Genomic DNA, 25,356 nt, shown 5'->3' on the forward strand with positions numbered 1-25,356 from the left:
GTAAATCTTACCCACAATCATAAATCTAGGTGCAAATCAATCGGCTGACTCAACAAATCTCAAGATTTAGGGCTGATGCGCTAAAATTGCTTCCCACTCAGATTGCGAGAGTGGTTTCAACTCTATTTGCATATCAAAACAATTACTAGCTGCGGCAACTAAAGCTGCAATAATCTTTTCTACATTCAGATTTTGGGGCAGTTGTAAAGTCGTAAAAGATTCTACACCAAATACTTTATGGAACAGTTCAGCATCGGGTTGCAAACGGATGGAACCATGTTGCAGAATTACCGCACCACGCCGCAGTTGAGCGCTACCAATGAGTTTGGTACTATCTGGCAAAACTAAATCTGCACTGGTAGCAGTACCAAAACAGTTAGGGTTGTGGATGTAACCTCGCCCTTCTGTACCGTAATGTAATTCTACGCCGAGCGATCGCCACCCTTGAATCAAAAACTCACAAATTTTTTCGTACACCTGGAGGCGACTACCCGTAAGTCCAGATGTGACCACAGCGTAAGTTAAATCACCTTGGTGTAACACTGCTCGTCCACCGGTGGGACGCCGCACTAAATCCAGTTTTTGCCCTTGCCAAGTTAAATGTTGCCAATATTCAGGATATTGGCGTTGATGATAGCCGAGAGAAATGGCAGGTGGCGACCAGGTATAAAAGCGCAGAGTTGACGGGTGCTTTCCCGAATAGTGCTGTTCTAGCAACCATCGGTCAATCGCCATCTGCACATTGCCGTCTGCCTCTAGCAAAGGAATTAGTCGCCAAACCTGATTAGTATGCATCCGATGCTGTAGTTGTCCAATCTAAAATCCAAGTTGCGCTGAAAGCATACCAAAGGTGCGACCTAAAATCCAAAATTCCTTAAGTTGCACCAAATTCAGTTTGTAAAGCTTCATCGTTATTATCAGCGATCGTTGCCACAATGGTAATGAGTCGAGACACTTCGCCAGGAGATAACTCAGCTAAGGTACGTGTCGATATCACAACCACCTGGTTTTCAATAATACCGAAACGCGCTTCAAAAGTACTAGAGCAGTTTAACTCCAAAAGATACCGCATTAACTTAGGTTCATCTTTGGCAGGTAAATTTAGCACCGTAGACCAAACTGTGATGGTGTCTTCATCGGTTGTCCCGTTGAGTTGGACAAATACTTCCACACTTCCATACTTAAACTTCCAGAGATAACCACCCTCTGGAGTGCGCTTAACCATCGCACTGTCATCTTGTTCCAAAGAATCGATGACATTCTCAATTACCTCCAGATGGTTAATGCTTGCCGTCTCGGCGATTAGCTCATTAATGGATTCATTACTAGGTATGGTTTCTTGGTAGCTTGTCATAGAGATTTTTTCCTCAACATACTTGCTGTCTTATCTACACATACTTTATAACTTGTGGAGGCGGTTAGTTTTAGCCTCCTTTTGGTCTACTTTCCAAAAGCCTAAAGTGTAGAGGTGCGATGTCTACGACGGGCTACGCCTACGCGATCGTGAAGTTGCGATCCAAAAGCCTATTTCCAGTGTATTTTAGGTAACTGTGACACAGCATTTTTATTTGTAGAGACAATTTCTGAATCATCTATAGCAATCGTATTTGATTTTTGAAATTATCTACGTGGGTGGGGAGTTTTATCTGCTTTACAATAAACAAACTTTAGCACAGAATAAATCATCAATAATGTCAGACATAACTAATGTTTTAGCAATCGTAGCAGGTGCGGTTCCTGGGGCGTTATCTCGGTTTCATATTACAGAATGGACAAAAGCTAAATTGGGGACAAAATTTCCCTACGCAACATTTGCTATTAATTTGACTGGATGTTTAGCAATGGGTTTCTTTTTCACAATTTCCCAAGGAATTACAGGCTATCCCAAGGAATTGGATTTACTCATTAGAACTGGATTTTTAGGTTCTTACACCACATTTTCAACTTATGGCTTTGATACTTTAACCCTATGGCGTAGCAAACGAATCGTTGCCACAGCTTTTTATTGGGCTGGGAGTGCAATTTTAGGTTTGGGAGCAGTGATTGTTGGAATAGCGATCGCCAAGCTTTTCGTAAAGTAATAAAGATGGTTGAAATGTAGCTTCCGAAAAACGATACACAATCAATTTTAGGTAAAAAGCAATGGGTTTTTTAAAAGGACGTTATTCCCTAGCTATAGCGATCGGGGCGATTTTTGGAGCGTTGGGTCGTTTCTATATAACTGAACTGACAAAAGCTATTTTTGGAACAAATTTTGGCTTTTACGGCACATTCTTGATTAACGTGTCTGGCTGTTTATTGATTGCTTATATTTTGACTTTAGCAACCGAGAATATCCGCATCATCTCGCCGGAACTTCGCCTGATGACGACAACAGGCTTCTGCGGTGCATATACTACTTTTTCTACCTATGGTTTGGAATCAAAAGGTTTTTTAGATAAGGAAGATATAACAATGCTGTTAATTTACTGGGTTGGTAGTGCGATCGTCGGAATGATTTGCGTCCAAATTGGTGTTTTATTGGCAAGAAGAAGCATTTAAAGATTTTAAATTATAGCTAGCGCGATCGCACTCGGATTAAATGCGATCGCTTCTGAGGACTGGGGGTAAGTAATTTTTTCATCTGGGAACTGGTACTTGATTAATTACCGACGCAATTACCGCATCCATTTGTAAAGCATCCAGCATCGCTTCTGGTTTCAAAATGAGGCGATGACGTAGCAGTGGCGATGCAACTGCTTTAACATCATCTGGCGTTACAAAATCTCTTCCAGTTAACCACGCTAAGGCTTGAGATGTCTGCAACCAAGCACCGGTGGCGCGAGGTGATGCACCCAAAGTTAAATCAGGATATTGACGCGATGTTCTCACCAACGCCAACAAATAATCAACAATCGCTTCTGATACTTTAACCTCTTTAACTGCTTGTCGTGCTTGCAAAATGTCGGCTACTGTTGCGATTGGTTTCAAACGGCTAATATCCAAACGCCGTGCTGCAAAACCCGCCTGACGATTCAGTAACATTTGCTTTTCGGCAGCTTGATCGGGGTAATCTACCATCAGCTTAAATAAAAATCTGTCCAACTGCGCCTCTGGTAAAGGATAAGTCCCCTCAAATTCTAGGGGATTTTGGGTTGCAATCACCCAAAATAAATCTGGTAAGGGCAGACTTTCACCATCCAATGTTACCTGCATCTCTTCCATCGCTTCCAGTAGCGCCGCTTGTGTCTTGGGAGGAGTACGGTTGATTTCGTCTGCTAGCAGCACTTCGGTAAATATTGGCCCTTTTTTTAAAGTGAAATTGCGGCTATTCAAGTCAAAAATATTTGTACCAGTAATATCTGAAGGTAAAACATCTGGTGTTAGTTGAATCCGACGAAAATCCCCTTGAATTAACTGCGCCAACACTTTTACTAGCAAAGTTTTACCAGTCCCCGGTACTCCTTCTAAAATTACATGTCCACCCGCTAGCAGTGCTACTAATAGTTGTTGTATTAGGCTTGATTGTCCGACAATTACTTGATTAAGACCTTGACCGAGGCGAATTAAGATAGGATGGGTTTCGCTCATATTTTTTATTGATAAATAACTAACGCAGAAATATTATGCATAATTAAAAAAATTAATTATAAATTATGAATTCCCCTAATGTTTCGCCATTTCCCCAACCAGCTTAACAGTTCTCGTTCACTGATGGGTTGTTTGCGAGATTGTAGCTTTAAAACTGCATCTAGTTCTGCTGCACTTGCGCCTGTTTTTTCTATCCAGAAATTGATCAAGGCTTCACGTTCTAAAGGTATTTGCCCTAATCCCAAGGCTTTTTGGAGTTGTAGTTGTTCTTGTTTACCTACCATTTCTACAACAAAGTCGGTGGTATCAGCTTTCTGCAACGCTCCGGCTAAAGCTTGGATGTATGCCTCGCTGTTATCTACAACTGGTGTATCTAAAGCTACTGGCTTGCCAAAGCGGCGATTTTGCGCCCAAATTAATACTAATAGCAGGATACCTACTTGCACCAATATTGGAAATACAGGAGTTTTAGCAAAAAAACTAGATAAATCTGCTTCGCTTTCTTTCTTTCTGACATCGGCATCTTTATAGCCGTGGATGTATTCATCAACAAATACTGTGTTCCCTTTTTGATTAACCAAATTGGCTAAATACTTGAAATTACTTAAATAATCTTGGTAGGCATTGGCGGCTAAATAAGGAGTGGTAGAAAAAATCACCTTTCCTTTTTTGTAATTTTGTTCCCAGACAATAGCACCAAAGCGATCGCCTAAATCAACTTGCTGGGAGTTAGCTTTTTTATATCGTCTACGTGTATCAATTTTAATATTGCCTTGGGGTGATTTTTGCATAGTGCTAAACTGCGCTTCTGTAACCCGCGCCGCCGCGCCCAAAATTACCAAAGTATTCCCTTTTTCTACCCATTCGCGCTTTTGACTATCCAGTGTCGTCTGCCTTGGATCGCTGCTTACCAGTAGGAAGGTAACAGGGTTGTTTTCTGGCAGAATGTCACTAAAAGGCTTTTGCCAGCGTTTGATAGAAATTCCCTGCTGTTGCATAAAAGCATACCAAGCACCATAGCCATCGGAGGCGCGGTTATAAGTAGAGCCAGTGTTAATTTTAGTATTATTTGGAGCCGCAAAAAGACTAAGCAAAACGATCGCAGCGAGTGCGATCGCTCCCATCCAAGCCAGGCGATTTGAACGTTTCATACCAAAACCTGAGTGCTACTTCTGAGTGAGTAAATTGTAAGCGAGTTTTTACAGCTATTTTTAAGTAAATTAACTACATCTTTTTTGTATCACACAGAAGCGCATCCGAAAGAATAACTTCGCAAAATTACGGTTTCAAAGTGGAATGAATCTGGTTTAATGAATATAGTCAATAGTCAGTTGTTATTTAGATAAATTCATGACTCAACAAAACAATACTAACTTTGGCATCGCATTTGGTCTTGGAGTTGCTGTCGCTTCTACCCTCTTGTCTAGTCCATCGCAAGCAGCTTCGTTCGTGGGAACACCTAGTCCATCCCTAAGTCCAATTTTTGGTACTTTGATCAATTTTGATGATCAGCCCTCAGGTACTCTAATTGGTGTCGGTGATTATGTCGCTCAAGGTGTGACTTCCGTTACAGAGCTAGAAGGACTAGGAACTTTTGCCAGATACCAAGGTTCCCAAAGCCAACCTAACTATATTACAACTGGCGCTAGCGGCGAACGCGGTACTGATGCTAACTCAGGATATGATGGTATAATTAAGTTCCAATTTACCAATTTAGCCAATCAGGTAGGAATTGGAATTGCCGATTCAGTAGGGGGCCCTGAAATCCTCAGTATTTATGACAGTAATGATAATTTGCTCGAATCATTTACTGCCCCCCAAGGAGCAAACACTTACGCAGGCTTTTCCAGAGCTAGCAATGATATCAAGTACTTTGAAATTAAAGGGGATTACTTTGCTATAGATGATTTACAGTTTCAATCTGTCCCTGAACCCTCCACCATCCTGGGTACTATAATCCCTCTTTTGTTACTACGGAGAAAGTACAATCAGGAAGAAAACCAGAAACAGTAAGTTATAGGGATGCTTAGGCCGCGTCCACAGGCAGTAACCCGGATTTCTCACAAAGGTTTAAACGATTAGCCCAAAACGCTTATGCCACTTAGACTTGAGATAAAATACCCCGTTCACATACTGCTGTGATTCGTGCAGTGTCTAAAACGCTCAAAATCTAAGCCTGATAAAGGTTTGGTAATAGTGATGCCTACGGCGGCAAGCTACGCAAAACTTGTGAGAAATCCAGGAGTAAGCACAGTTACCTTCATAGATAACTCTACGGTAGCGAGATTTTATTCATTACAACCTCGTCAACATCAGTACTCATAGATACTTCTCTCCAAGCATCTAATTCTGCTTTCATAAACTGCAATACACTTTCAATAGTTTCTACCGTATCTGCTCCCAGTGCCAATCTGATAGGTGGGTTATCGCTATCAACCACTTTAATCATTGCCAAAGCTGCTTTTTTTGGATCACCAAGTGCGTTTAAATCGTGATCCCACATATTCTGACGTATATTTCCAATTGATATTTCATAATCTTCAATTTGAGTATCAATTACAGCAACAGAACGTTTAATAAAATCTGTACGGAAAGCACCAGGTTCAACAATTGTAACCTTAATGCCGAATGGAGCAACTTCACTTAGCAATGCTCCAGAAATTCCTTCTAGCGCAAGTTTACTACTGTTATAGAATCCCCAGGCAGTAGCAGTGGAAAAGCAACCTACTGATGAAACATTAAGAATGTGTCCGCTACGTTGTTGTCGCATATAAGGTAACACTACCCGTAGCGTTTCTAAAACACCAAAAAAGTTGGTTTCAAATAGACGACGAACTTCTTCATTGCTGACTTCCTCAATTGTCCCAATAGTGGAAACCCCGGCATTGTTAACAAGTACATCAATACGTCCAAAGTAAGCAATTGCTTGCTTTACTGCTTCCCTTACCTCTTCAGGTTTCCTAACATCAAGTTGCGCCACGATGGCACGACCTGGAAACTTTGAAGCTAAATCTTCAACTTTCTCAGCTTTTCGTGCTGTTAAAACTACCGCTTCACCTTTTTCTAGTACTGCTTCTGCTAAAGCTCGACCAAGACCGCTTGAGCTACCAGTAATAAACCACACCCGTTCTTGAGAAATAGAAGATGTCACCATGAAAACTCTCCATTGAGTAATAAAAAGTTGTGAAATAGATGGATTACTGTTACTCAATAATGATAGTTAAATCAAATTCTGCACCGTAAAGTAAGACCTTAAGGCTTCATATTGAGTATTAATATAATCTCAATATAAATTAATAAAAATATCAGATAAGTTTAAGTTTAGATAAATTATTAAATTCTATAAATGTTAAAATAAAAACTAAAAACATAAATAAGGTATCTGCAAATAATGAGCCAAAATATATACCTCTTAAACCGATCAATTTTGATAATAAAAGCATCATTGGTACGTTTAGAACTATGCTTTTTAAAAATATAGCTAATAATACAATCTTACCTTTACCTATAGATAAAAATAGAGTATTGCCACAATATGCTAAAGGCCATAGCGGTGTTAACATATTAAGAACTCTAAAATTTAGTATATCATCTTTTGTAAAATTAATTCCTGGCAAAATTATGCCTAAAAATGTACTAGGAGATAATTGTAAAAGCAGCCAAATGGGTAGTAATACGATAACTCCAATTATTGCAAAAATTAAGTATGCTTTTTTGACCCTGCTATAATTTTTGGAACCATAGTTCATACCAATTACAGGTTGTAATGCTTGTGCAAAACCAACGACAGGAATAAAAACTAATGAAACAACTTTCATTGTTGCTCCAAAGAAAGCAATATCACTATTTTTTCCGTAATCGGAAATTAAATTAAACATCACAGCTTCTTGAACCAATATCATCGCTGGATAAAATAGTGCTGAGATTCCCACTGATAAGATTGGTGGTAGTAAATATATGGCGATCGCTAACTTTTTAAGATTAACTGGAATAGAACTTTTGCCACTAATAAAATAAGCTAAATTGATAATACTATAAACAACCATCGCCACAACTGTAGCAAGAGCAATGCCTTGGGTTCCCCAATGAAATACACTGGTAAATATATAATTTAATAAAATGTTAACAATAACGAAAACCCAGTTAAATATTGTGCTTAACCTAATTTCTCCTTCTGATTTTATGACTTCGATACAAGCTTCTGCTATTATCAAAAAAACTGAACCTAAAATATAAGTTTTAAAATATTTTGTGCCTTCAGAAGCGACTTCACCACTTCCTCCCATAAATAGAATTAATTCTTCACCAAATTTGTAACCAATAATTGTAATAAACAAGGAGATTGCAACACCCATCACTGTGAGGTTACCAAATATTTTAGACTGAGTTTTAATATCTCCTGAACCAATAGCTCGACTGAGAACTGAAGCAGAACCTACACCAACCAAAAGACCAAATCCATTGACTATACTTGTAAGTGGTAGTGCAAGTGAGATACCAGCTAAAGCAGTTTCACCAATGAATCTTCCGGCAAATAAAGCATCAATAAAAGTGTTTAAACTCAGCATCAGTATCCCCAGAGTGCTGGGAATAGACAACTTAAACATCAGTTTGATCAGATCGCCTTGAAGGATTTCATTTGTGATTTGAGATTGTTTTTGTAAAGTCATTTTTTGATTTTTGGGTCGTTACAGGTTACTTAACCTTAACTAAAGGTTTAACGCGATACTGCTTCTAACTCCATCTCCTTTGCTAACTCCTGGAATAAACCCAGCAACTCTCTAATAGTGGGATTTTTTCAAAGATTTATTGCGACCAAGGTTGTAAAATCCCCATTATTAATTAATAATCGCAAGTATCTGCTGTACTAATTGGATCTTTTCCATTAGCTTTAGAAACTAAGGAACAAAAACGATAATCTGCTGTGAGTAATTAATGAGTATATTAAGTTTGCATATTTACTATACTCTGCTACAGATATTATTTAACAACAAGGAAAGAAGTGTAAAATAGTAATTTTAATGTTTTTCATATATCCTTATAAAGATTGTCATAGAAATACTGGTGTGGTACTAATCTTTTGTACAATGCATACAGCTTTATCTGCCACGGTGATTGCACAACAAAATATTCTCTTTTGGGTTTCGGAGCTTGAAGAGCCTGCAATATTACTGCTGTAACTTTTTCAACTGGTAAACCTTCACTGCGATTTCCTTTTACGGAATTTTCCATACATTTTCTGAAATTTTTGCCATATATAGCTTTCATTTCGGTTGACATATTACCTAAAACTTTCTGGCAATCAGCTTCTACTTTGTCAGCCTGTTCTGGGGTAATTATTCCCCCTGGTAATATGGATAGTACTTCAATTCCACTAGAACGTAATTCAATTCGCAAAGTATCTGTAATTGCCTCAAGTGCAATTTTGGAAGTAGATAAAAGTCCTCTATATGGTATGGCGAATCTACCACAAATAGCACTAATATTAATTATTCTACCTTTCGCTTGTCGGAGCATTGGTAAAAAAGCTTGTGTGACTGCAATTTGACCGATAACATTTACTTCAAAATTCCATCTGATATCGTCTATTGGAATACATTCTAATGGCCCGTCTACCCCAGAATATGCATTATTAATTAATGCGAATAATCCTTCATTACCGAGCGCCAATGAGACAAATTCTGAAGCTGATTTGATTTCTTGGGCATTTGTGATGTCTATGATAATGGGTATTAAATTTCCAGATGCAGCCTGCTTTAAAGATTCACCAGCTTGTTCTGTGCGGACTCCAGCAAAAACTCGATATCCTTGCTTATCTAGTAAAAGCGCGGTTGCTCGGCCAAGGCCTGTGGATGCTCCAGTTATAACGACAGCACCTTTATTATTCTTTGTCATATTTACTTCCTCGATAATGAAATATATTTTTAGCTTGAAAAAAACGGGTTATAAATCCGATTGCTAAAACGAGCCAGAAACAAGTGGTTGTAGCTGTCCTTTATTTTGACGTAGACCATGCACAACCATTTTCACGCCGCTAGCTGGGTAACAAATCAAACCTCCAAATTTGGGGCGTTCTGGACGCTGACTGACTAGCTCTAATTCGTAACGTGAAAGAATAGTTGCTAATATCAGTTTCATTTCAAATAGGGCAAAAGTTCCGCCAATACACACACGAGAACCACCACCAAATGGTAGAAATTCGTAGGGAGAATATTGTTTTTCTAAAAAGCGCTCTGGCTGAAATTCTTTTGGTTGTGAATATAAATCTTCACGCTGATGTGTCGAATAAATATTAGCAAGTAGTATTGTTCCAGGGTTCAACTCGTAGCCCATTACTTTAACTGGAGACTCTACCAATCTAGGAAATGCAAATAACTGAGTTGGGTAAATTCGCAAAGCTTCATTACAAACAGCATTTAAGTACGGTAGTGCAAAAATGCTCATGGGGTCAGGGTTTTCGCCAAGACTGTCAAGTTCTGATAGTAGACGCGATCGCACAGCAGGTAAACGATGAATCCAATACAAAGACCAAGCGATCGCAGTTCCAGAAGCATCACCAGCTGCAAATATGGGGGATAATAACAGATCGCGTACTTCTTGATTGCTTAATGATTGACCTGTTTCATTTTCAGCAAAGATCAGATCGCTAATCATATCAGCGCGTGAAAAATCTGCTTGCTTACGACGTTCTTCAACCTCAGTCAATAGCAATTGAAAAAGCTCTTGTTGAAGGTAGAGGAGATATCCTTGTGGACTCCATCGACCTAAATTTCTTTCTCCAAAAATATTCCTCAGAATCTTATCTATTGGTGATTGTCCATATCTCATAATAGAAATAAACAAATGCTTAATTTTTTCAGAAAGCTTTCCTTCAGTTAAACCCATTACAACTTCTATACCCACTCGTAAGGTAATATCTTCAATTGTTTGGTATGCAACAAAAGGCTTTCCAAATGTCTGTTTACTGATAATCTTTTCTGTGAGTTCACAGATACGTCGCCCACAGGCTTGCATCCGCGCTCCATGAAAGCTTTGCATTAACAATTTGCGTCGATTTTTATGAATTAAACCATCAAGTTGGAGAACTCCTTGATTTCCTGTCATCAAGGCGAAACCCAAATTCAATTCGCCCCTAGCTGTAATTTCCTTAGTGTTTGTGAAAATCTCCTTTATTCCTAAAGGATTACTGACATAAATTGTTAGTGTAGAACCAAACATTAGAGTAACTATGTCACCATAATCTTTGAAAATAGCGTCCATATAACCAAAGGGATCGCTCTCGAATTGCAGACCGATTAACCAAGAAGGAGTTTTCGGCCCTGGGGGTAGTTTCATCAGCTTCTTTTACTCCCATTATTTAGAACGCATACAGCATTATCGATACAATCTTTGAGATGTTTAGCTAATTCTTGAATATGAGGTTCAACAAAAATCGAGAAATGATCGCCGGGAACTTCAATAACTTGAATAGGTTGACTAGAACATTTACCCCAACCTAGTAAGGGGTCATTAGTATACCATTCGGGATTATCAAAGTCATGAATTATTTCTTTGTTAGCTCGAAATAAAGTTATAGATTGAGGATACACTTCAGGCACATAATTCCGCATAGCTTGAACATGCGCTTTAAAAAGTTTGTAATAACGGAGAAAATCTTCAATTTCTGCATCACTAAAGATGAAATTGCCCTTTTGATTAATTAAATTAAGTTGCTCAGTTAATGGCAAATCTCGAAGTTCTTCAAAAGGTACTGAAAAATCTATATTATTATCAGTTTTTATTGATTCAGCTATGCGAAGTAAAAATTTTGCATCATCATCGTCTGTAGTTTCAATGCGTGTTTCTGATAATATGGCATCGATAACAACCAATAAACCTACTGTTTGTCCCTGTTTTTGTAATTGTTGCGCTATTTCAAAAGCTAGTACACCGCCGTAACAATGACCACCTAAAAGATAAGGGCCATTTGGCTGTATTTTACGGATTTCTAGTAGGTAACGAGTTGCTGTTTCTTCTACGGAAATAACTTCTGGTTTTTCTTTTTCTAGAGTATCTTCCAAAGCATAAAGTGGATAATCTTCACCAAGCCTCTTGGATAAATTAAAGTATGGGCTAATATTTCCACCAGCACCATGTACACAGAAGAAAGGTATTTTGTCACCAGAAGAGTTAATTGCTACTAGATGAGAATTAGAAGTTTGACGGAATGGCTGACTAACAATAGTCGCTAGTTTTTCAATTGTGGGATTTTCAAAAAGAGTAGACAGGGGAAGATTATGTCCAAATTTATCTTGAATCTGAGCCATCAAGCGGACAGCCAAAAATGAATGTCCACCCAAGTCAAAAAAGTTGTCTATTACCCCAATAGGTCTAGTATTTAGAAGGTTTTCCCAAAGTTTTACTAAAGCTAATTCCGTAAAGTTTCTAGGAATAACAAACGATTTATTACTATTATATTGTGTAATTTCGTTATTTTGTAGCGCAAGTTTGTCTACTTTACCATTAGGCGTAAGTGCAAGTTTATCCAGTACAACAAAAGTAGACGGTAGCATATAGTTAGGCAACTTTTGCTGCAATTCTGGCAACAATTGTGTAGCTATATCCTGTTTATCTGTCACCAGATATGCAATCAAACGCTGATTTTGTTGAGCATCACTACTGGCAATTACAACCGATTGTTGTACGTCTGGATGTTGTGCAATAACAGTCGCAACTTCACCTAATTCTACTCGAAAGCCTCTAATTTTTACTTGTTCATCATCTCGACCTAAATATTCAATATTACCATCTTTAATATATCGGACTAAATCGCCTGTTTTGTAAAGTTTATTTCCGGGAATAAAGGGATTACTAATAAATCTTCTTTCAGTTAGTTCTGAACGATGTAAATAACCTTTTGCCAATCCGTCACCACCAATATAAAGTTTACCAACAACTCCTATCGGTGTTGGTTGTAAATCACGATTTAGCACATAAACTTGGGTATTGTCAATCGGACGACCAATAGGTACATTGGTTGCTTGTTGCAATAAACTAGTGTCGTAGTAAGTGGCGTTGGCGGAAACTTCCGATGAGCCGTAAAGATTGATGAGTCTCGCAAATGGTATTAATTCTTGAAAAGTTTTAACTAACTTAACAGAAAGTACTTCTCCGCTACTTATCCAGAGTTTTAGCTGTGATAACTTCTTGGCTAGATGGCTATAATTATCAAGAAGTAAGCGTAGAAATGAAGGTACAAGTATGATCCGAGTAACTTTGTGATGCGCTAGAGTTTCTATAAATAATTGTGGGTCTAGTACAGTTGCATTGCTAATAATTACTGTAGGAATTCCTTGAAGCAAAGGAGCAAAAATTTCCCATACAGAATCTACAAAACTAATGGCTGTTTTTTGACAACAAACTTCTTTTTCGGTAAAAGGATAGGTTTTCCATAACCAGTGTAAGCCGTTGACTGTACCGCGATGAGTGCCAAGAACACCTTTAGGTATTCCAGTTGAACCAGAAGTGTAAATAATATAGGCGAGATTATCAGATGCAGAGATGTCAATAGGATTTTCCAAACTTTCTTGAGCAATTTTGTCTTTGTGGATATCTAAACAAACGATTTTACTCGAAGATAATGATACTATTTTTAATATCTCTTGGTTGCTAATTAACAGCGATGCTTGAGAATCAGAGAGCATAAAATTTAGACGCTCTACTGGATAACTTGGGTCAAGAGGAATATATGCACCGCCAGTTTTCAGAATAGCTATAATTCCTACTACCATATCTATGGAGCGTTCTAGACATAGAGCAACCAGAGTGTCTTTTTTTACACCCTGTTTTTGTAAATAATGTACAAGTTGATTAACTCTATGGTTAAGTTGACGATAAGTTAATTGCTCTGACTCGCTAATTAGTGCTAAAGAGTCAGGTGTGAGTTCAACTTGCTGCTCAAATAATTTATGCAGAGATGCATTTTGGGGATAATCTGTACGAGTTTGATTAAACTTAAATAATAGTTGCTCTTGCTCAGAAGGAGTTAGTAGAGACAATTCACTGAGATGTTGCTCTGGATTTGCAACGATATTTTCCAATAGGGTCTCAAAGTTGTTGATAAATTGGGTAATTGTTGTTGAATCAAAAATATCCGTATTGTACTCCAAACATCCTGTTAATCCCTCTTCAGATTCAGACATAGATAGGAAAATATCTAGTTGAGCTGTACCACTGTCAAAGTCTAAAGTACGCAAAGTTAATCCAGACACTTGTTCCACAGACGTTGGAGTATTTTGTAGGACAAACATAACCTCATAAAGTGGATTTCTACTTAAGTCGCGTTCGGGTTGTAGTTCTTCTACAAGCATCTCAAAAGGCAAATCCTGATGTGCATAAGCATCGAGAGTCACTTCACGCACTCGATGTAAAAATTCGCAAAAACTGGGATTACCACTAAGCTTATTACGTAACACTAAAGTATTAACAAATAAACCTAGCATCCCTTCTAATTCTGCGCGGTTGCGGTTGGCAATTGGAGAACCAATTAAGATATCTTCTTGGTCTGTGTAACGATATAATAATATGTTAAATGCTGCCAGCAAACTCATAAATAAAGTTGTGTCTGCTTGCTGGCTTAATTGTCTGAGTGCATTAGTTAAAACTGTGGAGAATGTAAAGTACTGTTTAGCACCAGTAAAAGTAGTAACGTTAGGTCGCGGACGGTCTGTGGGTAATTGGAGTACAGGTAACTCACCCTTGAGTTGTTGTTTCCAATAATTTAATTGGGTTGCGAGGAATTCACCTTGGATGCGATCGCGCTGCCAAATGGTAAAATCTGCATACTGAATGGGGAGTTCAGGTAAGGGAGAGGGCTGATTTGTAGAGAAAGCAGCGTACAGTGTTGACAACTCCCGCAGGAACACACCACAAGACCATCCATCGGTGATAATGTGGTGCATGGTAACAAGCAAAACGTGTTCCTCTTCACTTAAGCGTACTAAAGCGGCTCTGACTAAAAGACATGAAGCTAAATTAAAGGGTTTTGTTGCTTCTTCTATTGCAAGTTCTTTAACCTCTGATTCCCAATCTTTACCAGACAAATGCTCGAAATTAATAATGGGTAAATCCCAATTTAGTTGGCGCACAATATTCTGTACTGGCTCTCCATTTACAAGTGTAAAATTTGTGCGCCAAACTTCGTGACGGTTGAGGATTTCATTCAAACTTTGTTGAAGGACTATAATATTTAACTGTCCTTTGATATGAAAAGCAATAGGAATATTATAAAAATAACTCCCGTGATAAAGTTGGTCAATAAACCATAATCTTTGTTGGGAGAAAGATAAAGGAATATTCTTAGAAACTTGACGTTTTGGAATAGTATCGACTTGAAACCTTCCTCCCTTCCATTTTTCTAGAAGGGCTTTTTTAGCGGGTGATAAATTAGAGTATTTTTGATCCATGATTTGCACCTGTATCCATCCTAAAGCTTTCGTATTAGATTGGGTATGAACTATCTAACAGTCCAATTCATAACAATCTAATTTTATATATGTGTAACCCTATTATTTATTTGAAGGTATATATCTCATCTCTACATTTTAAATTGCACCTTATATTGCTTTCTTTCGACAAACAAAGCAAGCCATACTATTATCGTCAGATCCAAAATCTTTGAGCTTGTAATAACTAATCTCTTTAAAACCAGCTTTTTCTAGGCCCAATTGCACGTCTGATAAAAAGAAATCTTTTCTGAACCAAGTAGTATCTGAACGTTTCCACATATTTTCCATTAACTCAAATCCAGTAACCTTAATTTCCCAAATCCTTTCTTCTGGTTTATAGTGGAATATTTCAATCAATGCACATTCGTCATTAACATTAACATGGTCGAAAATTGGTGGACTAATTTCATGAAACCAATCTGTTATTGGTATAGTAAATACTAATAATCCATTATCTCGGAGTGCTGCATAGACGTTTCGGAAAACAGAAGTTAATTCTTCAGGGGTTAAAATAAATAGTAGAACAAGATGCGATAAAACGGCATCAAAAGTAGGTAGTAGTTCAAATTGACGTATATCATTAAGGATAAATTTACTCTTAGGTGCGTTGATTCTGGCATAACGCAACAGTTCTTTAGAAGCATCAAGTCCAGTCATTTGATACCCTTTAAGATGAAGCTGTTGTACCAATTTTCCTGAACCACAACCAAGGTCGAGAATATCTGCTTCCTTAGGAATATGTTGTAGCATTAAGTTTTCTAAAATAGGTATTACACCTGCTACTATTTCTTCATGTGTACTCTTTAATTCATTCTGCATCCGAGCAAAAGCTTCATAATCTGGAATAGGACTGAGTAGAGACATAAACTATTTTTCCTGTTTGCAAATAAAAGTTGAAAGTTAAATAATTATTGTGGAAGATTAGTTAAAAAAGATTCTACCTCTTTGTCAGATAACTCCTCAATTTTTTCCAACAGAAGTTGCTCAATAATTTCTGCTTGCTTAACTGGTATCATTGCTTCCAACAAAAGGTCACGTAGTGGTAAATCTACGGGAAACTTTGCTCGCAATCGAGAAACTAGTTGAGTTGCAATGATAGAGTCTCCTCCTAACTCATAAAAGTTGTCGTAAATACCAACTTCTGCAATTCCTAGTACCTCTTGCCATATTTGGGTAACTTGTTTTTCCAACTCGTTTATTGGAGCAATATATGAATTACTAAGATTAGGCCTGGAGTAGTGTGAGGATAAGTCTACTTGAGAGGAAAATTTTAAATCTGGTAGAGAGTTAAAATTAAATGTGCGCTCCCACCTAGCTTTTATATCTATCGTAGAAACAACAATCTGAGTTCCTTTATCTAGAGATAATATTCGTTGAAATACTTCGATAATTTCTGTTGGAGTAATGGCTAATTCTACCCCAAATGCCTGTTCAAATATTTTTTGGTCTTGATCTGTATTGAGTTGTATTTTGTCCCAGTTTATAGCGTACCACGGCAAAGAATGGTTTCGGTTGTGTCGGTTAGTAAAAGTATCTATGAGATGATTAGCTGCTGAATATAAACCTAAACCGAATCCTCCTAAAATGGAAGATAAAGAAGAGAAGACAATACAGAAATCTAATTTTATATTATTTAAAACTTGTTCTAATACACTAATTTGGCGATGTTGAGAGTCAAATAAATTTCCTAATTCTATCTTACCAATTTCTGAAATTGAACTAAATATATTTTCACGCTTTATTCCAGTCGAATAAATAACCCCATGAATTTGACCAATATTCTCAGGTTTAAGGCTCTGATACATTTGCTCATAGTTGGTTGTATCTGCACCCAAGACCAAAATTTCTGCACCCAATTCAGCCAATGTTTGCAGTTTTTCGATTTTGCGTCTCACTTCATCTTCTGGGGTGTGAGTTTCCAGCCATCGTAAATATTCATCTTTTTGGGGAAAAGCAGAATCCTCGATAAATATAAGTTTGGCTTGTAGAGATTTTGCTAAATATTCTGCAAGTACAACTTCAATAGTTTCTAATCCACCAATAAACAAGTAAACACCTTGTTTCCTCAACAGTATTTTTTCTTCAGCTACTGAGTCTAAGCAAACTGGCTCAAAAGTTTGTACCCAACGGTAGGAACCACGATAAGCAACCACTAAATCTGAGGATACAGTTGTTAATTCACTTAAAAGTTGGTCAATAATATTTTTATAATTTTCTTGTTCTCCATCTTGTTGATTTTTCAAGGCAATATCGATACACTTACAGATAATGTTAGGATATTCTTGAGGAATAACTTTACATAAACCTAATATTGTTGCCTTTTCTGGATCTATTTTTTCATTGCCATTGACCTCTTGAATGTTATTTGATATGACATAAAGTTCTAAGCAATTGTTCGTAAAGTTACTGCGCTCGGCACGATCGCTAATTTTGAGCTTACTAATGTTCTGCGTTAAAAACAGCAAACTGTTGAATTCTAAATACTTGCTATATTGAAAATTTTCTAGTTTATTAATGCTCCATAAATAAACAATATTGTGGGGAATTTTACCTAATAATATGATTTTTTGAAACAAAGTGTCATAGTCTTCGTATATATAGGGATTAATTGTATAAACATAATCGCTTACTTTACTAAACTTTTCTCCCTGCTTAACCGTAATGACATTTTTACCTTGATTTATCAACGCATTAATTAATTGTTCACCAACTCCTAAGTCATCAACAAAAACTAGCCACTTGTCTTGTGTATATTTTATTTGAGAAGAGGATGAATTAAGCAGTAAAGAGCGTTTCCATGAAGGAACATAAAACCAGTCGGCAATATCTTGTTTATTATCTAATTTTACTGGCTTGCTATTTAAAGAGGGTGATGGGGATTTAGCATCAATCCAGTACCGTTGTCGTTCAAAGGGGTAAGTAGGCAAAGGCAAACGATGACGCTGCTCGTGGGTATAAAATCCCGACCAATCTATTTCTACACCAAAAAGCCACAACCGACCTAATGTCTGCAACAAAAAGTTAACATCAGATTGTTGGTCTTGAATATGGCGTAATGAAGTTAGTATTTGTTGTTTGCTATTTTTATCTAAATGCTGTGTTGTTAATGTGCTTAATGTTCGTCCTGGCCCCACTTCTAGAAAAACACCTTCAAACTGCTTTAACAGTAGAGATATTCCATCTGAAAACTTGACAGTTTGCCGCAAATGTTCACACCAATAATCGGGATTTGTGGCTTGTGCATCTGTAATCCAAGTCCCAGTTACATTAGAAATAAACCGAATGCATGGTGGATTCAGTTTGACTTTTTTTACAGCTTGCACAAATGGTTCCAATATTGGTTCCATCATTTGTGAATGAAAGGCATGGGATGTATGCAACAGTTGACATTCAACTTCTTTAGAGGATAATTGATTCTTTAGTGTTGCAACTGCCTCGTTTGTTCCAGACACTACACAGGAAGATGAGCTGTTAATCGCTGCGATTTGTAGAGAATTTTTATCCAACGTTTGTCCAGAGAGTAGCAACTGCACATCTTTTTCTGGAAGCCTAATTGCCAGCATACTTCCTCTGGGCACTTGTTGCATTAACTCTCCCCTTTTTGCCACAATCAATAGGGCATCTTCTAGGGAAAATACACCTGCAACAGTTGCGGCGACATATTCCCCGATGCTATGACCAATCATTGCTTCTGGATGTATCCCCCATGACATTAATAACTGAGCTAGGGCGTACTCTGTAACAAACAACGCACTTTGGGTAAGGGCTGTTTGTTGTAGTTGCTTTGAAGCCGTCTCTGTGTCTTGTTCTTTGGGATAAAGTAGGGAGCGGATGTCAAGACCGAGGTGGCGTTGCAAAATCTCGGCGCAACTATCTACGTGTTTTTTAAACGTCGGTTCTACTTCATATAGTTCCCGACCCATGTTTGCATATTGTGACCCTTGTCCGGAAAACATGAAGATGACTGGACAATGACTTGGCTTGCGGTGGTAAGTAAAAACACGTTGCGGATCGAGGAAAGTCAGCGCTTTGACTGCATCCTCTTGGTCATGACAAACTACCATGCGACAATGTTCAAAAGCGCGACGACCCACTTGTAGAGTATGAGCAACATCAGGTAGGTGAATATCAGGATTTTGCTCCAAGTGAGTAGATAATTGCGCTGTCGCGGTTTCCAACGCTGTGCTGGTTTTGGCTGACAGGAGTAACAAGTGCCACGGACGCGAAGGGCTGAAAGCTTCAGTCGCTGGGGCTTCTTCCAAAATCACATGGGCATTAGTCCCGCCAATCCCAAAAGAACTTACACCTGCTCTGCGAGGTGTACCGTTGGTTTTCCACTCTGATAATTTGGTGTTGATATAAAAGGGACTATTGGCGAAATCTATCTCAGGATTAGGATGTTCAAAGTGCAAACTAGGAGGTATTTGTTGATGTTTTAGTGCAAGAACTGTTTTAATTAAGCCTGTCACCCCAGCAGCTGTATTTAAATGCCCGATATTGCTTTTTACTGATGCGATCGCACAAAATGCTTTCTGTTTGGTGCGACCTGCAAATGCCTTTTTCAAAGCACTAATTTCAATGGGATCTCCCAAAGCTGTACCAGTTCCGTGAGCCTCGATATAAGTGATGGTTTCTGGAGCAACTCCTGCGATCGCTTGAGCCTCAGCTATCACCTCAGCTTGACCACTCACACTAGGAGCTGTATATCCCACTTTTGCTGCACCATCATTATTGATGGCTGAACCTTTAATTACTGCATGAATACAATCACCATCTGCTAAAGCATCCTCTAATCTCTTGAGGACAACAACCCCGACTCCATCTCCGAAAATAGTTCCTTGGGCATTAGCATCAAAAGCTCGACAGTGACCATCAGGAGAAGTGATACTTCCTTCTTGATAGAAATAACCTTGCTTTTCGAGAGATTCTATGGAAATACCACCTGCTAAAGCCATATCGCATTCATAGTTTAGCAATCCTTGGCAAGCTGAGTGAACAGCAACCAATGATGTAGAGCAAGCAGTCTGAACGTTGAGACTGGGCCCTTTCAGATTCAATTTATATGAAATTCTTGTAGCGGCGAAGTCCTGACTATTGCCATATATAATTGCCAGACCCATTGATTGAATCATATCAGGGCGGGAACTGAGTTTGGTTAGAAAGTAGTTACTCATATTGGTTCCCACATAAACACCAGTCAAGCCTTTGCCTGAACCAGGTTCATAACCAGCATTTTCCAATGCTTGCCAAGCACATTCAAGCAGAATCCGGTGTTGAGGATCGATAATTTCGGCTTCCCTTGGCGAAATATCGAAGAAAGGGGCATCAAACATCTCAATATCTGGCAGACGAACACCAGCTTTCACATAATTGCGATCGCTCAACAATTCTGGAACTACGCCTGAAGCCTCTAATTCTTCATCACTAAAGAAGGTAATTAACTCCTTTCCCTGACATAAACTCTCCCAAAATTCCTCAATACTTTTAGTAGCTGAAAATCGACCAACCATACCGATTACGGCTATGCTTCTGATAGAATCGTGGATTTCTTGGTTATCCATGTACCTTCCTCCTTTGTTGCATTAATTGTCTTTTTTCTTGCATAGCTGCTTCTTTTCTGCTAGCACGTTGATCGGCTTGTTGGAATGTTGGTTCCTCAATTTTTTTGTTGTCGATATATTCAGCTAAGGTACTTACTGTTGAATATTCAAATAGTTCTCCGACAGATAAATTCCTATTGAATTTTTTGAGCATTCTACTACGAACTTGAATTATTAATAAAGAATCTCCTCCTAATTCAAAAAAGTTATCATTGAGTCCGACATTTTTTATCCCTAGAATTTCTTGCCATATATTAGCAATATTTTGCTCAATTTCATTTCTAGGAGCAACGTATATATTCTCTAAATCAGGCCTGTCATACAGTAATAAATTTGCTTCTTTTTCTGCAAAAGATTCCAGCTTCAGCCATTGGTCAATTCTAGCTTGCAGTTCTCCAGTAGAGACAACTATATGATTAAATTCACTACAGCCTAGAACCCTTTCAAACGCTTTTATCCCCTCTTCTGGCTGAATAGCCAATTCATGCAAACTTGCACCTAAAGATGTACTTTGTTTATTCTCTTTTTCAAGTTGCCAGCCATCCCAACTTATGCTTGTCCATGAAACTGGATGATTCTGATTATGTTGGTGTACAAAAGCATCCATAAAGATATTTGCTGTTGAATAGGCAATAAATCCTAGTCCTCCTAAAACAGACGATAAAGAAGATAGTAATAAACAAAAATCAAGCTGTTTATCTTGCAAGACTTTTTCTAATACTAAAGATCCATATATTTTTGCTTTAAATTGCTGCTCACATTCACTTTTACCTATCTTTTCAATAGACTCACCACTAACAACTCCAGCAGCGTGGATAACACCATTTAGCTGACTAAATTGCTCTTGAGCGCGAGCGATCGCATTTTGCATTTCTTCCTGGTTAGCCACATCAGCATTCACTACCAAAACTTCTGCACCCAACTGTTCGAGTTCTTGAACTTTGCGAATCTTGCAGCTAGTACTATCAGCCTCATCATGAGTAGTGAGCCATTTTTCCCATTCATCTTTTTTTGGCAAAGCAGAACGTCCTACTAACAGTAGTTTTGCTTGTACATTTCGAGCTAAGTATTCTGCTAAAACAAGTCCAATACCTCCGAGTCCACCTGTAATTAAATAGACTCCTTTTTCTCTTAGTCGAGGCTTTTCGATTTTAGCTTGCTCAAAGCGCACAGGCTCAAAACTTTGCACCCACCGATTCAAACCTCGATAAGCAATTAACTTTTGGGAATCATCATCCGTCAGTTCTGCTAGTATTTTCTCTAGAAGTTTTTCTTCTTGCCAACTGCCATTGGCGGGTAGAATAACATCAATACTACGACAATTAATGTTTGAATATTCTTGAGAAATAACTTTCATTGGTCCAAGTAAAGTTGCTTTCTCTGGAGAAAGTACTTCCGTTCCCGTTACTGGCTGTAGATTGTTAGAAATAACTGTAATGTTAAAATCATCAGTAGTTTCTTGTCTTCCCAAAGCTTGGGCAAGAAATAGGAGACTGTAAAATCCTCTTATTTGAGTTTGTTCAACTTGTTCAATTTCTAATTCTTGTTCACTACTAGGTGTAACATTCAAAAGATGAACTATCGTTTTTGGTAACTGTTTTTGTCCAATAAGTTCCTTGATTAGGGTATGATAATCCTGATAATTTTGAGGATTAATCGTATATTGATTAGCTAATCTTGTAAATCTTTTACCAAGTTTTACAGTAATAACATCCTGGTTGTATTTTTCTAGTTCTTTTACCAATTTGATACCCAAGCCACACTCATCAAGAAATACCAAGGCGCTGGATTTGGGAACTGCTAATTCTTGAGATTTTAGTTGTACTGGGGGTAAAGAAGGTTTCCAAAAAGGAATATAAAACCAGTCGGCTATATCAGGTTTTTTAGCCAGTGATACTGGTGTGCGTAGGCGTAGTCCGTCGTTGACATCGCTATCTTGTCCTTGCTTTTTAGCATCAATCCAGTACCTTTGTCGCTCAAAGGGGTAAGTCGGCAAAGGTAGACGATGACGCTGCTCGTGAGTATAAAATCCTGACCAGTCAATCTCTACACCAAAAAGCCACAACCGACCTAATGTCTGCAACAAAAAGTTAACATCAGATTGTTGGTCTTGAATATGGCGTAATGAAGTTAGTATTTGTTGTTTGCTATTTTTATCTAAATGCTGTGTTGTTAATGTGCTTAAGGTTCGTCCTGGTCCCACTTCTAGAAAAACACCTTCAAACTGCTTTAACAGTAGAGATATTCCATCTGAAAATCTCACAGTTTGCCGCAAATGTTCACACCAATAATCGGGATTTGTGGCTTGTGCATCTGTAATCCAAGTCCCAGTTACATTAGAAATAAACCGAATGCATGGTGGATTCAGTTTGACTTTTTTTACAGCTTGCACAAATGGTTCCAATATTGGTTCCATCATTTGTGAATGAAAGGCATGGGATGTATGTAGCAGACGACATTCAACTTGTTGAGAAGATAATTGATTTTTTAGTGTCGCAACTGCCTCGTTTGTACCAGACACTACACAAGAAGATGGGCTGTTAATCGCTGCGATTTGAAGAGAATTTTTATCCAATGTCTGGGCAGAGAGTAGCAACTGCACATCTTTTTCTGGAAGCCTAATTGCCAGCATACTTCCTGTAGGCACTTGTTGCATTAACTCTCCCCTTTTTGCCACAATCAATAGGGCATCTTCTAGGGAAAATACACCTGCGACAGTCGCGGCGATATATTCCCCAATGCTGTGACCAATCATTGCTTCTGGTTGTACTCCCCATGACATTAATAACTGGGCCAGGGCGTACTCTGTAACAAATAACGCGCTTTGGGTAAGGGCTGTTTGTTGTAGTTGCTTTGAAGCCGTCTCTGTGTCTTGTTCCTTGGGATAAAGTAGGGAGCGGATGTCAAGACCGAGGTGGCGTTGCAAAATCTCGGCGCAACTATCTACGTGTTTTTTAAACGTCGGTTCTACTTCATACAGTTCCCGACCCATGTTTGCATATTGTGACCCTTGTCCGGAAAACATGAAGATGACTGAACAATGACTTGGCTCATAGTGGTGACTAAAAATGCGTTGTGGGTCTTGGCTGTTAAGCGATTTTACCGCATCGTTTAGATCGGGGGTAATCATGATGCGGCGATAGTCAAAAGCTCGACGACCTACTTGTAGGGTGTAAGAGACATCTGGTAAGGGAATATCGGGGTTCTGCTCTAAATAATCACGCAGTTGCGCTGTTGCAGTGTCTAAAGCCGTGCTGGTTTTGGCTGATAACAGTAATAATTGCCAAGGACGCGAGGGACTCGAAGCCTCAATCACTGGCGCTTCTTCCAAAATAACATGGGCATTAGTCCCACCGATGCCAAAAGAACTTACACCTGCTCGACGGGGTGTACCGTCGGTTTTCCACTCTAATAAATTGGTGTTGACGTAGAAGGGACTATTAGCGAAATCTATTTGTGGATTTGGCTCCTGAAAATGCAAGCTTGGAGGTATTTGTTTATGTTTTAATGCTTGTATAGTTTTAATTAATCCTGCTACACCTGCTGCTGTATTCAGATGCCCAATATTAGTTTTTAGTGAACCGATAGCACAAAAGCCTTTTTTATTTGTGCTAGCACGAAAAGCTTGTGTAAGAGCCTTAATTTCAATCGGGTCTCCTAAGACGGTTCCTGTACCGTGCGTTTCTACATAAGTAACAGTCTCAGGTTCGACACCAGCTAGGGCAAGCGCTTCTAAAATTACCTCCCTTTGACCATCAACACTAGGAGCTGTATATCCAACCTTTAAAGAACCATCGTTATTAACAGCAGAACCTTTGATTACTGCATGGATAAAATCACCATCGGCAATAGCATCTTCTAATCTTTTCAAGACTACTACACCTAAACCATTGCCACCATTAGTTCCTTTAGCTTGAGCGTCAAAAGCTCGGCAATGACCGTCAGGAGATTGAATTCCTCCTTGTTGATAGTGATAGCCAGTTTTTTGTGGCACTGCAATAGAAACACCACCAGCTAAAGCAATGTCGCTTTCGCCATTCATTAAACTTTGGCAGGCTAAGTGGACAGTCACTAATGATGTGGAGCAAGCAGTCTGTACATTGATACTTGGCCCTTTTAGATTTAACTTGTAAGAAACTTGCGTAGGCAGGAAATCTTTATCATTTCCAATCAAAGTTTGGAAGCTGTCTACTGATTCCATCAACTCTCGGTTGGGATATAAGTTTGAAAGCAGATAGTAACTTGCTGCTACACCAGCAAAAAGGCCAATTTGACCACTATAAGTTTCAGAATTGTAACCAGCATTTTCTAGAGCTGACCAAACACATTCCATAAAAAGGCGGTGTTGTGGATCTGTAATTTCAGCTTCTCTGGGAGAAAAGCCAAAAAAGGAAGCATCAAATAACTCTATGTCTTCTAATACACCGCTTGCTTTCACATAATTGGGATCATTCAGCGATGCTGAATCTATCCCAGCAGATATTAATTCCTCGTCTGTGAAAAATGATATTGACTCTACACCATCCCGCAGGTTTTGCCAAAAGCTATCAACTTTATTTGCTCCAGGAAAACGACCTGCCATACCAATAATAGCGATTTCGTCTTTATCATTTAAAGTATGAATAAAATTATTTGCTATATCCATCAGTCAAACCCTAATGATCAATATTTTTTGTCTACCTTCAAAGCAGTAAAGAAGA

General features: G+C 38.5%; 15 protein-coding genes. 3 read left to right on the top strand and 12 right to left on the bottom strand.

The annotated features are described in order from the left end of the window. Positions 1 to 66: 66 nt before the first annotated feature. Together CDC33_RS09815 and CDC33_RS09820 are read right to left on the bottom strand one after the other, a co-directional pair. On the bottom strand, positions 67 to 795 hold the full coding sequence (locus CDC33_RS09815) for a lipoate--protein ligase family protein (protein WP_109008322.1): 729 nt from the start codon (positions 793 to 795) through the stop codon (positions 67 to 69). Positions 796 to 874: 79 nt separating this feature from the next. Continuing rightward, positions 875 to 1,354, bottom strand: a complete 480-nt coding sequence (locus tag CDC33_RS09820) for a YbjN domain-containing protein (protein ID WP_109008323.1) — start codon at positions 1,352 to 1,354, stop codon at positions 875 to 877. A gap of 253 nt (positions 1,355 to 1,607) precedes the next feature. Between CDC33_RS09820 and crcB (CDC33_RS09825) the strand changes: the two genes are divergently transcribed. Both crcB (CDC33_RS09825) and crcB (CDC33_RS09830) read left to right on the top strand, forming a co-directional pair. Beyond that, a complete protein-coding gene (gene crcB / locus CDC33_RS09825; protein WP_369694293.1) occupies positions 1,608 to 2,081 on the top strand; it encodes a fluoride efflux transporter CrcB in 474 nt (157 codons plus the stop codon). Positions 2,082 to 2,142: 61 nt separating this feature from the next. Continuing rightward, positions 2,143 to 2,541, top strand: coding sequence for a fluoride efflux transporter CrcB (gene crcB, locus CDC33_RS09830; RefSeq protein WP_109008324.1), 399 nt, complete (start codon positions 2,143 to 2,145; stop codon positions 2,539 to 2,541). 78 nt (positions 2,542 to 2,619) lie between these two features. Here the strand turns inward: crcB (CDC33_RS09830) and CDC33_RS09835 are convergent, their stop codons facing one another. Together CDC33_RS09835 and CDC33_RS09840 are read right to left on the bottom strand one after the other, a co-directional pair. Continuing rightward, the gene (locus tag CDC33_RS09835) at positions 2,620 to 3,570 is read right to left on the bottom strand and encodes an AAA family ATPase (RefSeq protein WP_109008325.1); all 951 of its coding nucleotides are present in this window, start codon (positions 3,568 to 3,570) and stop codon (positions 2,620 to 2,622) included. A gap of 56 nt (positions 3,571 to 3,626) precedes the next feature. Beyond that, positions 3,627 to 4,721, bottom strand: a complete 1,095-nt coding sequence (locus CDC33_RS09840) for a DUF4350 domain-containing protein (RefSeq protein WP_109008326.1) — start codon at positions 4,719 to 4,721, stop codon at positions 3,627 to 3,629. A 199-nt stretch (positions 4,722 to 4,920) separates the two neighbouring features. Here CDC33_RS09840 and CDC33_RS09845 point away from each other — a divergent pair, with 199 nt between their 5' ends. Then, entirely contained in the window at positions 4,921 to 5,583 is a 663-nt protein-coding gene (locus CDC33_RS09845; protein WP_109008327.1) for a hypothetical protein, read from the top strand. Positions 5,584 to 5,842: 259 nt separating this feature from the next. Here CDC33_RS09845 and CDC33_RS09850 read toward each other — a convergent pair whose 3' ends face one another. The 8 genes from CDC33_RS09850 to CDC33_RS09885 form a co-directional block, all read right to left on the bottom strand. Continuing rightward, entirely contained in the window at positions 5,843 to 6,724 is an 882-nt protein-coding gene (locus CDC33_RS09850) for an oxidoreductase (RefSeq protein ID WP_109008328.1), read from the bottom strand. Positions 6,725 to 6,875: 151 nt separating this feature from the next. Further along, positions 6,876 to 8,240 carry an MATE family efflux transporter gene (locus CDC33_RS09855; protein WP_109008329.1) on the bottom strand — a complete coding sequence of 455 codons (1,365 nt, stop codon included), beginning with the start codon at positions 8,238 to 8,240 and terminating at the stop codon, positions 6,876 to 6,878. A gap of 358 nt (positions 8,241 to 8,598) precedes the next feature. Next, a complete protein-coding gene (locus CDC33_RS09860; RefSeq protein ID WP_109008330.1) occupies positions 8,599 to 9,465 on the bottom strand; it encodes an SDR family NAD(P)-dependent oxidoreductase in 867 nt (288 codons plus the stop codon). A gap of 63 nt (positions 9,466 to 9,528) precedes the next feature. Next, positions 9,529 to 10,905, bottom strand: coding sequence for a cytochrome P450 (locus CDC33_RS09865; protein WP_109008331.1), 1,377 nt, complete (start codon positions 10,903 to 10,905; stop codon positions 9,529 to 9,531). Next, positions 10,905 to 15,014 (bottom strand): non-ribosomal peptide synthetase, encoded by a 4,110-nt coding sequence (locus tag CDC33_RS09870; RefSeq protein ID WP_109008332.1) that lies wholly within the window; start codon positions 15,012 to 15,014, stop codon positions 10,905 to 10,907. Before CDC33_RS09870 ends, CDC33_RS09865 begins: the two co-directional genes overlap by 1 nt. 150 nt (positions 15,015 to 15,164) lie before the next feature. Continuing rightward, on the bottom strand, positions 15,165 to 15,920 hold the full coding sequence (locus CDC33_RS09875) for a class I SAM-dependent methyltransferase (protein WP_109008333.1): 756 nt from the start codon (positions 15,918 to 15,920) through the stop codon (positions 15,165 to 15,167). A gap of 44 nt (positions 15,921 to 15,964) precedes the next feature. Next, the gene (locus CDC33_RS09880; protein WP_109008334.1) at positions 15,965 to 20,617 is read right to left on the bottom strand and encodes a type I polyketide synthase; all 4,653 of its coding nucleotides are present in this window, start codon (positions 20,615 to 20,617) and stop codon (positions 15,965 to 15,967) included. Then, positions 20,610 to 25,301, bottom strand: coding sequence for a type I polyketide synthase (locus CDC33_RS09885; RefSeq protein WP_109008335.1), 4,692 nt, complete (start codon positions 25,299 to 25,301; stop codon positions 20,610 to 20,612). Before CDC33_RS09885 ends, CDC33_RS09880 begins: the two co-directional genes overlap by 8 nt. Between the last annotated feature and the right edge of the window lie 55 nt (positions 25,302 to 25,356).

It is taken from the genome of Nostoc commune NIES-4072 (assembly GCF_003113895.1).
GTDB lineage: Bacteria > Cyanobacteriota > Cyanobacteriia > Cyanobacteriales > Nostocaceae > Nostoc > Nostoc commune.